A 12195-nucleotide genomic window follows, 5' to 3' on the forward strand; every position below is an offset into this window, starting at 1 on the left:
TAACGGAGGTACAATAAATGCGTCATTTATTAGATACAACCGATTTAACACTTGAAGAAATAGATGATATGATTGCTCTTGCAACAGACATCATTGAAAATAAGCAAAAATACGCTCATGTGTGCGACGGCAAAAAACTTGCAACTTTGTTCTTTGAGCCGAGCACCCGTACCCGTCTTTCGTTTGAAGCGGCTATGTACGAGCTTGGCGGAAATGTTCTTGGATTTTCTTCTGCGGATTCTACCTCTGCTTCAAAAGGCGAAACTGTTGAAGATACTGTTCGTATGGTGTCAAATTATGCGGATATTATTGCTATGCGTCATCCTCTTGAGGGTGCACCGAGAGTTGCAACAACAAGAACTCTTGTTCCGATTATCAACGCAGGTGACGGCGGTCACGCACATCCGACTCAAACGCTTACCGACCTTTTAACTATTTACAGAGAAAAAGGAAAACTCGGTGATATTACAATCGGTCTTTGTGGCGATTTAAAGTTCGGCAGAACCGTTCATTCCCTTATTAAAGCTATGTGCAGATATAAGAATGTAAAGTTTGTACTTATTGCACCTAAAGAACTGCAAGTTCCGGATTATATTATCTCCGATGTGCTTATTCCAAGCGGTGCCGAATATGTTCAGGTGGAATCTCTTGAAGATGTTATGCCTACTCTTGATGTTCTATATATGACAAGAATTCAAAGAGAACGCTTTTTCTCCGAAGAAGAATACTTGAAACACAAGGACGCTTATATCCTTGATTTGAAAAAGCTTGACAATGCTAAAAAGGATTTGACTATTATGCATCCGCTTCCAAGAGTTAACGAAATTTCAACGGATGTCGACGATGACCCAAGAGCAAAGTATTTTGAACAAGCACTCAACGGAAAATACATCCGTATGGCACTTATTATGACTTTATTGAAATGGGGTGGCAATCTTGAATATTGATTCAATCGAAAACGGATATGTTATTGACCATATCCCGGCAGGTAAGGGAATGCAAATTTATAATGTTCTTTCTCTTGATAAACTCAACTGTCAGGTCGCCATTATCACAAATGCAAAGTCGCAAAAAAATGATGTAAAAGATATTATCAAAATTAATGAGCTTGTTGAGCTTGATTTGGATATTATTGCTTTTATTGCTCCTGAAGCAACTGTGAATGTTATTAAAGACAGCCAAAGAATTGACAAAAAACTTCTTTCTCTTCCAAAGGAAATAAAGAATATTGTCAAGTGTCCAAATCCTCGTTGCATTTCAAATAATGAGGATATAGACCATATTTTCAAACTTACTGACAATAAGGGAACATATCGTTGCCTTTATTGTGAAACTATGGCACTTTAATTTAAAAAAAGTAAAAATAATTCTTGACATTGCCTGCCTATTCTGTTATTATCTATAGGCAGGATAAATGGCCCGGTAGTTCAGTTGGTTAGAACGCCAGCCTGTCACGCTGGAGGTCGACGGTTCGAGCCCGTTCCGGGTCGCCATTTTTGCTGATATAGCTCAGTCGGTAGAGTGCATCCTTGGTAAGGATGAGGTCACCGGTTCAAATCCGGTTATCAGCTCCACCGAAGCCTTAGAAAACCTTGAAATTTTTGTTTTCAAGGCTTTTTTTATTTAAAAAAACTACACCTCCTAATTTTAAGGAAGTGTAGTTTTTCTTATCTTATTCTGTCAATAACGGCTTGTGCATTTGCATAAACCTTTTCAATGTCGATATTTTTGAATTCACCGTCATCATAAAGGATTTTGCCGTTTATCATTGTCATTTTGACAACATCTTTGCCACCGCTGTAAACAAGATTTTTTGTTATGTTGTTGATAGGTTGCATACTCGGTCTGTGCATATCAATTACAATCAAATCAGCCTTTTTGCCAACATCTATAACATCACAATCGTTTAGTCCCATACATCTTGCCGAACCAACGGTAGATGCTTTGAGAATATCGTTTGCATCCGTTGACGAAGCGTCTTTGTCATTGAGCTTTTGAGTTGCACAAATGGTGTACATTTCTCTAAACATATCAAGTGCGTTGTTACTGCTTGCTCCGTCTGTGCCTACTGCGATTTTAATGCCGCTTTTAAGCAACTTTGACACGGGAGCAATACCTGATGCCAACTTTGCGTTTGAACAAGCGTTTATTACTGCCCAAATACCTTTTTCTTTGTAGATTTCAATATCTTCATCGTCAATCCAAACGCTGTGGTAAGCTCCGCCACCGTAGTTGAATATCCCAAGCTCGTTTAGATATTTGGTAGGGGACATACCGTTTCGATTGATACAGTCCTCAACCTCTGATTTTGTTTCACTTGCGTGAGTGAAAACAGGTGCTTGATATTTTTCTGCAAGTTTTGCAAGCCCTTTGATAAGCTCTTTATCTGTTGTGTATTCGGCGTGAAAGCCAAGCTTGTAGCTTACAAGATTGTCATAATTGTTGAATTCGTTATAATAGTTTTCTACCGCCTCAAGACTTTCCTTGAAGTTGTTAAGACCGCTTGTCATAACAGTTCTGAATCCAAAATCAACGCTTGCCTTTGCCATCATTTCTGGGAAGTAATACATATCAAAGCAGGCTGTTGTGCCGCTTGTGAGATATTCCAAAAATGCAAGGGTAGACAAATCGTATATATCTTGAGGGGTTAATTTAGCTTCAAGAGGAAATATTTTGTCAAAAAGCCACGGCTGAAGCGGTAAATCATCTGCAAAAGAACGACCAAAAGTCATCGCAGAATGGGAGTGTGCATTTTTGAATGACGGCATAAGTAGGTTTCCGTTTAAATCATATACGGTATCAGCATTTTTTTCACAACTGCCTATTGCAACAATGCTGTAGCCGTCAACGAACACATCTTCTTTAATAATGTTAAAATCTTTGTCTAATACTAAACCGTTTGTAAATTTAATCATTATCTTTTATCCTTTGCAAATTTTCCTTAAATGGAGCACGAATAATACCTCGGTCGGTAATTATCGCAGTTATAAGCTCGTGGTCTGTAACATCAAATGCAGGGTTATAGCATTTTGTTTCCTTTAATGCCATAGGTTCTCTGTACCACATTTCTTTGATTTCACTCGGCTCTCGTTCTTCAATAACAATGTCATCACCGGTCGGGCAATTGTAATCTATTGTTGAATATGGACCAAGAACATAAAACGGGATGTTGTAGTGCTTTGCAAGAATAGCCACTCCGCTTGTGCCGATTTTGTTTGCAATATCGCCGTTTGCGGCAATTCTGTCTGTGCCAACCAAAACAGCATCAATTTTGCCTTGCTTCATAACAAGACTTGCCATATTGTCGCAGATTAATGTAACATCAATTCCTGCTTTTTCAAGTTCAAATGATGTAAGTCTTGCACCTTGCAAAAGCGGTCTTGTTTCGTCTGTGTATGCGTGGAATGTATATCCTTTTTCTTTGCCTAAAAGTAAAGGTCCAAGTCCTGTTCCGTATTCGCTCGTTGCAAGAGCGCCTGCATTGCAGTGGGTAAGAATTCCGTCACCGTCTTTGAGTAAGGACAAACCGTATTCACTGATTTTTTTGCACATTTCAATGTCTTCGTTGTGAATTGCAATAGCTTCGCTTACAAGATCTTTGCCGTCTTCATATGCCTTAATCATTCGAGATGTTGCCCACGAAAGATTAACTGCGGTAGGGCGTGCCGAATCAAGATATTTTTTTAATTCGTATTTGTCATCGTCAAGCAATGCCATTGCATAACCTGCAAAAATTCCGATTGCCGGAGCGCCTCTAACTTGAAGTGTTTTGATGGCATAATAGTAATCTTCCTTTGTTAGTGGATGTATGTATTCTATTCTGTTTGGCAAAACTGTTTGGTCAAGAAAAAACAGCTTCCCATTTTTATAATCTATATTCTTCATTATAACGCCTTTACTGTTTCTTTTATTAGTTTTCTGAATTGCGGACCTGCTTTCTCTGCCGCTTCCGTTACATCTTCTCCCGAAAGTGGTTTGTCGTAAATTCCGCACGCCATATTTGAAATCATACTTATTGCACCGACTTTCAGTCCGCAATGAACACCTGCGATTGTTTCGACCGCCGTGCTCATTCCCACTGCATCAGCGCCTAAAATTGACATCATTTTGATTTCACTCGGTGTTTCGAATTGAGGTCCTTTCAGCTGAACATATGTGCCTTCTTTTAGATTGATATTGTTCTCAAATGCAACTTTTTTGATTAGCTTTTGTAAATCTTTATCGTAAGCGTTGCTCATGTCAGGAAAACGAGTTCCGTAGTTTTCGTCATTTGCACCAATCAAAGGACTGTCAATAAAACAAGAGATATGGTCTTTTATAAGCATAAAATCTCCAACATTGAATTCTTTGTTTATTCCGCCGGTAGCATTTGTTAAAAGTAATGTTTTAACGCCCAAGTCCTTGAGTAATCTTATTATGCCGGCTATTTGATTTGAAGAATATCCTTCATATAAATGAACTCTGCCTTGCATTAGCACAACTTTTTTGCCCTCAAGGATTCCAAAAACAAATTGTCCTTTGTGTGACGGGGCAGTTGAAACAGGCATATCCGGAATGTCTTTGTATTCAATTTTGGCAATTGCAGTTGTTTCGTTTGCGAGTTCGCCAAGCCCTGAACCTAAAACAATTGCAATTTCAGGTTCAAAATCAGTTACGCTTTTGATATATTCAAGCTGTTTATTCTGCATATTTTCACCTCGTTTACTATAACAATTTAATTATATCCCATAATAATTTATAAATCAAATTATTTTTACATTAATTCTATTGCAAAAAACGGTCTTAATATGATATTATAAGTATATATTATTTTTATATTAAGAGGCGATGAGGCTTTATGAAAAAGTTACTTTCGGTAATTCTTACATTTACAATTATGGTTTGTGGCACTTTTGCACTTGTTGGATGTTCAAAACAGCAGACTAAAATTTTTGATGTTGTGTTCATAACAGACGGTGGCACTATCAATGACGGAGCGTATAATCAAAGCGCCTGGAACGGCGTTGAGGAATTTTCCAAATCATCTGATATGACTTGTCGTTATTATCAGCCAAGTGTTGATGAGGACGGTGTACTTGATACTGATACAGTCGGTAAGTATATAAAACTTGCAGTTGACAGTCAAGCCAAATACATTGTTATGCAAGGTGAGAAAATGGCTGTTGTGGTTGACAAATTCGCTCCGCAATACAGTGATGTTGATTTTCTTCTTGTTGATGCTTATCCGCACGAAGAAAACAGCGATACAGCAGACACATTCGAAAATGTTATGACAGTTTCTTTTGATAAACTTCAAGCCGGTTATCTTGCAGGATATACTTCTGTTGTAATGGGTAATGATAAGGTTGGTTATCTCGGTTCTGTTTCGGACAAAGACTCCGCGTTGTATGGCGCAGGATTTGTTCAGGGCGCTTCTTTTGCGTCTGACAAAAACGGTATTCCGGTTATTTGTGATTATGCAAATTATGATGCCGAAAATTTGAATTATGATTATTCATTCACTATTCGCCCTATATACAAAAAAGTTTCGGAATCTACCGAAAAGACTTTTAAGGTTAATGTTGTAGGCGGTATCGGTTCCGGTGTTTATGCTGACGGCGAAAATGTTACGATAACTGCCGATAAGCCTGAAAAAGACAAGGCATTTGACCATTGGGAAGTAAAAAGCGACACAGAAGGCGTCAAGGATAAAAAGGTGAATATCAGTTCTGATAAAAAATCATCAATGAACCTTTTGGTCGGTGATTGTGATTGCACAATTACTGCAGTGTGGAGAGATACAAAAACCGTTCAGATTCTTGTTACAAAAGAATCGAATCTATCTTTGTCATCTATGTATGATGAGTATACAGTAGAAAAGAACTCAACCACATGGGTTACAGCACCTCCGGCTCAAAGCGGTATGGTCTTTGACCATTGGGAATGTGACGACAAGGACGCCATTGAGGATGTTAATTCTGCTTCTACAAATGTAACTGTCAAAGATAAAACGATTTCAATCACTCCTGTTTATGTCGAATCCGACGCTCCAACTTTTGATGTAACTGTTGAAAACGGAACGGGTTCAGGTTCATACAGAAGCGGTGATCATATTTCTGTTGTGGCAGATCCTCCAAAAGATGGCTATATGTTCTACAAGTGGGAGAATGTTGACAATCAAGGTAATTCAACAGGTATAGCAATGTCAAATGAATATTGTTATATCACAGATTTCGAGATGATAGACAGATATTCATCAATAGCAGAAACTATGTACGACAATGGCACTCAAGTGATTTTTGGCGGTGGTAATTCGCATGCAGATTCAATCTTTACCGCAACTTGGAAAATCAGCCATCAGGTTTATGGATTTGGCTACGGATACGACCAAAACTCAATGGGCAATTGTCTTTCAAGCGTAGTTACGGATTACAGAGTCGCTGTTGTAAACGCTCTTAAGGAATACAAAGGCGGTTCAAATTATGAGGGTAATTGCTCTAATGATTGTCTTTATGTTGTTGGTATGAGTACACAAAAAACATATAAGGATAAGGATGGCAACGAGGTAGAGGATAAGAATTACAACAAGAATTACGCAAAGGTGTATAATGACCTTGCTAATGGTAAAATAAAGCCTAATCTTCCGAATGATGATGTCAGAAATATTGTTAATTCAAAATGTATGACTCTTAATTATTGGATAAAATAACTTATATAATAAGAAAAACATCGTAAGCGATTTTGCCTACGATGTTTTTTGTTAGTCTTGTAACAGCTTTACCAAAACAGCTTTTTGAGCGTGCAATCTGTTTTCTGATTCATCAAAGATTTCGTTTGCATGTGCTTCAAAAACTTTTGCTGTGATTTCTTCTTCTCTGTGAGCCGGTAAGCAGTGGAGAACGATTACATCACTTTTTGCAAATGCAACAACCTTGTCGTTGATTTGATAGTTTTTGAAAACTTTTTCTCTTTCTGCTTTTTCTTCTTCCTGACCCATTGATGCCCAAACATCGGTGTATAGAATGTCCGCATCTTTTGCACATTCATAAATGTTTGGAGAACAGGTAAATTTGCCGTTTTCTGACGCCCATTTTATAAGCTCCGGATCAGGCTTATAGTCTTCAGGGCAGGCAATGGCACATTCCATTCCCATTGTGATAGCACCAACTATCAAGCTGTTTGCCATATTGTTTCCGTCACCGATAAAGCAGAACTTTAAACCCTCAAAACTTTTTTTGTATTCTCTAATTGTCATAAGGTCAGCAAGTACCTGACAAGGATGGCAGTAGTCTGTAAGTCCGTTGATGATAGGAATTGAGCCGTATTCTGCAAGTGCTTCAACCTCTTTTTGCTCAAAGGTTCTGATCATAATTCCGTCAAGATAGCGTGATAAAACCCTTGCTGTGTCTTGTACAGGCTCGCCTCTGCCAATTTGTAAATCACGGTTAGAAAGGAATAATGCCTGTCCGCCGAGTTGATACATTCCTGTTTCAAAGCTGACTCTTGTTCGTGTTGAACTTTTTTGAAAAATCATTCCGAGAGTTTTACCTTTAAGAAGATGGTGTTCAATCCCGTTGTGATTTTCGTATTTAAGCTGATCAGCCAAATTGAGAATATCTATAATTTCCTCTTTGTTTAAGTCTTGTAATTTAAGTAAATGTTTCATTTTTCGATTACCTCCTTTAGTATGTCTAAGCCTTCGTTTAATTCTGTAAATGAAATATTTAACGCAGGAAGAAGTCTTACTTTATTTTTATGAGCAGTTAAAACAAGAAGACCTTTTTCCAAGCATTCTTTTGCGATTTCTCCGGCATCCTTGTTTGTGAGTATTCCAAGCATAAGTCCCATACCCGAAATATTTTCTACATTTTTCCACTTTGCAATTTCGTTTTTTATGTATTTGCTTTTTTCACTGACTGCAAGTAAAAAATCATCGTCAATTCGTTTAACGATACTTATAGCTCCGGCTGAAGCAATAGGATTTCCGCCGAAAGTTGAACCGTGACTTCCCGGTGTGACGGTGTTTTTCAGCTTTTCGCCAAATAAAACAGCTCCGATAGGCAAGCCTCCGCCAAGTCCTTTTGCAGTGGTTACAATGTCCGGAGTAATATCAAAATTTTGATATGCAAAGTATTTTCCTGTTCTTCCGTTACCTGTTTGAACTTCGTCAACAATCATTAGAATATCTTTTTCGTTTGCTATTTTTTCAATTTCTTTAACAAATTCGTTGGATAAATTATTAACTCCGCCTTCACCTTGGATACATTCAAACATAATCGCACAAACATCGTCTGTGATCATTTTATTTAAGTATTCAATATCATTCGCAGGGCAATATTTAAATCCCGGTGTGAAAGGTGCAAATGTAGTGTGGAAGCACTCTTGACCTGTTGCAGAAAGAGTTGTGATTGTTCTTCCGTGGAACGAATCAATAAGAGTTATTATTGTTGAACGACCTTCGCCGTATTTGTCAAAACTGTATTTTCTTGCAAATTTTATTGCACCTTCGTTTGCTTCTGCTCCGGAGTTGCCAAAAAACACATTGCACATATTTGTTTTTTCACATAGAAGTTCCGCAAGTTCGGCACATGGTTCTGTGTAGTACAGATTACTTGTGTGCTGAATTTTTGAGAGTTGTTCGGTGACAGCTTTTGTCCATTCGTCATCACAAGCTCCAAAAGCCGTAACGCCGATGCCCGAGCCGAAATCTATGTACTTTTTACCGCTTTCATCAAATAATGTTGATCCTTTGCCACTGACAATGCAAACATCAAATCGACTGTATGAATGTGCTATGTATTTATTATCAAGTCCTTTTGTGTTCATATTCCTTACCTGCCTTTAAACATAGTTCCCATACCTTCATCGGTCAATAATTCCATTAGAATAGAGTGGGGAACTCTGCCGTCTATAATAAATGCTTTTGTGCATCCGTTTCGTATTGCTTGTGTCATAGAATCAATTTTCGGAATCATTCCGCCTTTGATTATTCCGTCGGCAATAAGTGCAGGAATATCAGAAATAAATACCTTTTGAATTATTGTGCTTTCATCGTTAATGTCACGAAGAAGTCCCACAATGTCAGTCATAGAAATAAGCGCTTCTGCCTTTAAGTCACCGGCAATTTGCGCAGCAACAGTGTCGGCGTTTATGTTGTAGCAATTGCCTTGTTCGTCATAGCCGATTGTTGAAATAACAGGAATAAAATTGTTTTCCAAAACTTCTTTGATAACATCCATATTTGTTTTGGTTATTTCACCGACAAAACCGTGTTTGTCATCAAGAGGCTTGCACTTTATCATATTTCCGTCCATACCCGAAAGACCGATTGCGTGACCTCCGAGGTTGCCGATTTGACAAACTAAATCCTTGTTAACTTTGCCTGCAAGCACCATTTGAACAACATCTATTGTTTCTTGGTCGGTTACTCTCAAACCGTCAACGAATTTGCTTTCAACTCCGATTTTGGAAAGAGTTTTGTTTATTTCAGGTCCGCCACCGTGCACCAAAACAACCTTGATTCCGACTGTTGTCAGCAACACAAGATCGTGCATAACGGCTTCTTTAAGTTCGTTGTTTATCATTGCGTTTCCGCCGTATTTTACAACGATGGTCTTTTTTCTGTATTTTTGAATATGTGGCAAAGCTTCCGCAATTATATGTGCTTTGCTTTCGTTATCTATTTCTGTGTTCATAACCTGTCCTCCTGTTGAATATCAAGTACGGTAGTCGCCGTTGATTTTTACATAATCGTATGTCAAATCACAACCCCAAGCAGTTGCACTTTCATTTCTGTCATTGAGATTAATAAGCACAGAAATCTCATCCGCCGACAAGATTTCTGATGCCTTTTCCTCGCTGAACTCAATTCCGGTTCCGTTTTTGCAAACAGATATAATACCGTTCTTGCTTTTTAAATCAACATCTACCTTGTTGATGTCAAAATCGGCTTGTGCATAGCCGACTGCACAGAGAATTCTGCCCCAGTTTGCATCTTCGCCAAATATTGCCGCTTTAAATAGGGAAGAGCAAACAACACTTTTTGCAACCGTAATTGCTGTGTCTTTGTCCTTTGCACCGGAGGTGATACATTCAATGAGCTTTGTAGCGCCCTCACCGTCCTTTGCAAGCATTCTTGTGAGGTTTGCCATAACTTCGTATAGTGCAGACTTGAATGTGTCAAAATCAGCTCCGTGCGAAGTGATTTCTTTATTGTCAGCCATTCCGTTTGCCATTAGGCTGACCATATCGTTAGTTGAGGTGTCACCGTCTATTGAAAGGCAATTGTAAGTAATCTTAACAATTTCTGACAACGCTTCTTGCAGAAGATTTGATGAAATAGCACAGTCTGTTGTGATGAAGTTCAGCGTTGTCGCCATATTCGGATGAATCATTCCCGAACCTTTTGCCATTCCGCCAAGATGACATTTTACTCCGTCAATTTCAAATTCTACCGCATATTCTTTTTTGACGGTATCTGTTGTCATAATGGCTGTGGCAGCTTCGATGTTTTTGTTGTAGTCAAGTTCTTTGACTAATTTGGGTATACCTGTCTTAATTGGTTCAATTGGCAAAATTTGACCTATAACACCTGTTGATGCAACGATAACTTGCTCTTTTGGAATATTCAATTCTTTAGCAAGAAGCTCACACATTGCTTCGGCTTTTTCTATTCCGTCAGCATTGCAGGTGTTTGCATTTTTTGAATTCGCTATTACTGCAATAGACTTATTTCCGCTTTTTTCAAGGTTTTTCTTTGTTACAAGAATCGGTGCACCCTTAACCTTGTTTTGTGTGTAAACAGCCGCAGTGTTGCACACGGTGTCGGAAACAAAAATGCAAATGTCGTTTTTGTGCTTTGTTTCAGGGGTGTCGTTGGCAGGTCGCTTAATTCCGCAATAAATACCGCTTGCCTTAAATCCCTTTGATGCACAAATTCCGCCGTCAAATACTTTAAAATTCATTATATCTTTTATTCTCCTATATTCAGTCCTGTCGTTTCGTCAATTCCGAGTACGATATTGAGACATTGAATTGCCGCACCGCTTGCCCCTTTACCTAAATTATCAAAACGAGATGTTATTAAAATTTTGTCGTTGTTGCCGTTGATTTCGATTTCCATATCATCACGGTTCGCAAAGTTATTTGCACCAAGCATTCCTGATGTGTAACCAAAATCTCTGACTTTGACAAATTGTTCACCGTCATAGTGCTTTTTGAATATCTCGCAGAATTCTTGAGGTGTATACTTTTTTGTCATCAAATCCGTAAAAAGCGGAATGCTGACAATCATACCTTGAGGATAAGGACAAATGTGCGGAGCAAAAAACGGTTTGTCTTTAAGTCCGCTTATTGCCTGCATTTCCTTTAGGTGTTTGTGCTCTTGATTAAGTGCATACTGACGAGGTGAATCGAGTTCAATATCTCTGTCGTTTGATTCATATTGCGCAATTCCGCTTTTTCCGGCTCCTGTGTATCCACTCATTGCATAGCAGGTGACAGGGTAATCATATTTAATTATTCCTTCAGAGATAAGCGGATAAACTATGCTGTTGAAACCGCTTGCATAGCAACCCGGTACCGCAATTCTTTTTGATGTTTTAATTTTATTTCTGAAAGATTTATCAAGTTCAGGAAATCCGTATGCCCAATTTGGATTTGTTCTGTGTGCCGTAGAAGTGTCGATGATTACAACATCGGCGTTTTCAACCAAACTGACTGCTTCAATGCTCGCTGTATCGGGCAAACACAAAAATGTAATGTCTGAAGCGTTAATCATTTTTGCTCTTTCTTTTGGGTCTTTTCTTTTTTCTTCATCAATATGCAAAAGTTCAATGTCATTTCTGTTTTCAAATCTTTTGTATATTTTTAACCCTGTTGTACCTTGACTTCCGTCAATAAATATTTTTTTCATATCCCACCGTCCCTTTGTTTTAAGCTAATATAATTATACTCTATCATTTTTCAATGTCAATAGAAAACGTATAAATTTTTAATAAATATTCATAAAATAAGTATAAAAATACAAAATGGCAAATAAAAAAGCAACTTAATGTTGCTTGAGCGTGTCGAAAAATTATTTTCGACACGCTATAGGCTGTTGAGAAAGATTCTGAATTTCGTTTTCTTGCGAACTTTGCTGTACGATGGTACCGCTTGTTCGCAAAAAACGAAAAACGCCAAAAATGCTGTAAGTTCGATACTTACAGCATTTTT

Annotated in this window: 11 protein-coding genes and 2 tRNA genes; 5 read left to right on the top strand and 8 right to left on the bottom strand. The window is 38.2% G+C overall.

Features of this window, described 5'->3' with window-relative positions; translation table 11 throughout:
• Positions 1 to 17 precede the first annotated feature (17 nt).
• The 4 genes from pyrB to B5D29_RS03400 all read left to right on the top strand — a co-directional run bounded on the left by pyrB (position 18) and on the right by B5D29_RS03400 (position 1574).
• A complete protein-coding gene (gene pyrB / locus B5D29_RS03385; RefSeq protein ID WP_078768172.1) occupies positions 18 to 947 on the top strand; it encodes an aspartate carbamoyltransferase in 930 nt (309 codons plus the stop codon).
• Positions 928 to 1347, top strand: coding sequence for an aspartate carbamoyltransferase regulatory subunit (locus tag B5D29_RS03390; protein ID WP_341465255.1), 420 nt, complete (start codon positions 928 to 930; stop codon positions 1345 to 1347). The genes pyrB and B5D29_RS03390 overlap by 20 nt, the downstream gene beginning before the upstream one ends.
• Positions 1348 to 1416: 69 nt before the next feature.
• Positions 1417 to 1493, top strand: a tRNA-Asp gene (locus tag B5D29_RS03395).
• A gap of 5 nt (positions 1494 to 1498) precedes the next feature.
• Positions 1499 to 1574 (top strand) — tRNA-Thr (locus tag B5D29_RS03400).
• 93 nt (positions 1575 to 1667) lie between these two features.
• On the opposite strand, the gene B5D29_RS03405 is transcribed toward B5D29_RS03400, so the two are convergent.
• Genes B5D29_RS03405 through B5D29_RS03415 form a run of 3 tightly spaced genes read right to left on the bottom strand, consistent with a single transcriptional unit; the run spans position 1668 to position 4688 of the window.
• On the bottom strand, positions 1668 to 2915 hold the full coding sequence (locus B5D29_RS03405) for an amidohydrolase (RefSeq protein ID WP_242941735.1): 1248 nt from the start codon (positions 2913 to 2915) through the stop codon (positions 1668 to 1670).
• Entirely contained in the window at positions 2908 to 3885 is a 978-nt protein-coding gene (gene mtnA, locus B5D29_RS03410) for an S-methyl-5-thioribose-1-phosphate isomerase (protein WP_078768175.1), read from the bottom strand. Before mtnA ends, B5D29_RS03405 begins: the two co-directional genes overlap by 8 nt.
• Positions 3885 to 4688, bottom strand: a complete 804-nt coding sequence (locus B5D29_RS03415) for a purine-nucleoside phosphorylase (RefSeq protein WP_078768176.1) — start codon at positions 4686 to 4688, stop codon at positions 3885 to 3887. Before B5D29_RS03415 ends, mtnA begins: the two co-directional genes overlap by 1 nt.
• Before the next feature lie 149 nt (positions 4689 to 4837).
• Between B5D29_RS03415 and B5D29_RS03420 the strand changes: the two genes are divergently transcribed.
• Positions 4838 to 6688: a BMP family ABC transporter substrate-binding protein gene (locus B5D29_RS03420; protein WP_078768177.1), complete on the top strand. Its 1851-nt coding sequence runs from the start codon at positions 4838 to 4840 to the stop codon at positions 6686 to 6688.
• Between the two features lie 51 nt (positions 6689 to 6739).
• Here B5D29_RS03420 and argF read toward each other — a convergent pair whose 3' ends face one another.
• The 5 genes from argF to argC are packed head-to-tail and all read right to left on the bottom strand — an operon-like array spanning position 6740 to position 11893.
• On the bottom strand, positions 6740 to 7645 hold the full coding sequence (gene argF / locus B5D29_RS03425; protein WP_078768178.1) for an ornithine carbamoyltransferase: 906 nt from the start codon (positions 7643 to 7645) through the stop codon (positions 6740 to 6742).
• Positions 7642 to 8805, bottom strand: a complete 1164-nt coding sequence (locus B5D29_RS03430; RefSeq protein ID WP_078768179.1) for an aspartate aminotransferase family protein — start codon at positions 8803 to 8805, stop codon at positions 7642 to 7644. The genes argF and B5D29_RS03430 overlap by 4 nt, the downstream gene beginning before the upstream one ends.
• Before the next feature lie 5 nt (positions 8806 to 8810).
• Positions 8811 to 9674 (bottom strand): acetylglutamate kinase, encoded by an 864-nt coding sequence (gene argB, locus B5D29_RS03435; RefSeq protein WP_078768180.1) that lies wholly within the window; start codon positions 9672 to 9674, stop codon positions 8811 to 8813.
• Positions 9675 to 9695: 21 nt separating this feature from the next.
• Positions 9696 to 10943: a bifunctional glutamate N-acetyltransferase/amino-acid acetyltransferase ArgJ gene (gene argJ, locus B5D29_RS03440; RefSeq protein WP_078768181.1), complete on the bottom strand. Its 1248-nt coding sequence runs from the start codon at positions 10941 to 10943 to the stop codon at positions 9696 to 9698.
• Positions 10944 to 10951: 8 nt separating this feature from the next.
• Positions 10952 to 11893: an N-acetyl-gamma-glutamyl-phosphate reductase gene (argC, locus tag B5D29_RS03445; RefSeq protein ID WP_078768182.1), complete on the bottom strand. Its 942-nt coding sequence runs from the start codon at positions 11891 to 11893 to the stop codon at positions 10952 to 10954.
• Between the last annotated feature and the right edge of the window lie 302 nt (positions 11894 to 12195).

It is taken from the genome of Eubacterium coprostanoligenes, assembly GCF_900167205.1.
GTDB classification, from domain to species: domain Bacteria; phylum Bacillota; class Clostridia; order Oscillospirales; family Acutalibacteraceae; genus Eubacterium_R; species Eubacterium_R coprostanoligenes.

Excerpts from the sequence above, each read along its gene's own strand:
- argF (WP_078768178.1), bottom strand. The coding sequence starts at position 7,645 with ATGAAACATTTACTTAAATTACAAGACTTAAACAAAGAGGAAATTATA.
- argJ (WP_078768181.1), bottom strand. The coding sequence starts at position 10,943 with ATGAATTTTAAAGTATTTGACGGCGGAATTTGTGCATCAAAGGGATTT.
- B5D29_RS03415 (WP_078768176.1), bottom strand. The coding sequence starts at position 4,688 with ATGCAGAATAAACAGCTTGAATATATCAAAAGCGTAACTGATTTTGAA.
- mtnA (WP_078768175.1), bottom strand. The coding sequence starts at position 3,885 with ATGAAGAATATAGATTATAAAAATGGGAAGCTGTTTTTTCTTGACCAA.
- B5D29_RS03405 (WP_242941735.1), bottom strand. The coding sequence starts at position 2,915 with ATGATTAAATTTACAAACGGTTTAGTATTAGACAAAGATTTTAACATT.
- pyrB (WP_078768172.1), top strand. The coding sequence starts at position 18 with ATGCGTCATTTATTAGATACAACCGATTTAACACTTGAAGAAATAGAT.
- B5D29_RS03430 (WP_078768179.1), bottom strand. The coding sequence starts at position 8,805 with ATGAACACAAAAGGACTTGATAATAAATACATAGCACATTCATACAGT.
- argC (WP_078768182.1), bottom strand. The coding sequence starts at position 11,893 with ATGAAAAAAATATTTATTGACGGAAGTCAAGGTACAACAGGGTTAAAA.
- argB (WP_078768180.1), bottom strand. The coding sequence starts at position 9,674 with ATGAACACAGAAATAGATAACGAAAGCAAAGCACATATAATTGCGGAA.
- B5D29_RS03420 (WP_078768177.1), top strand. The coding sequence starts at position 4,838 with ATGAAAAAGTTACTTTCGGTAATTCTTACATTTACAATTATGGTTTGT.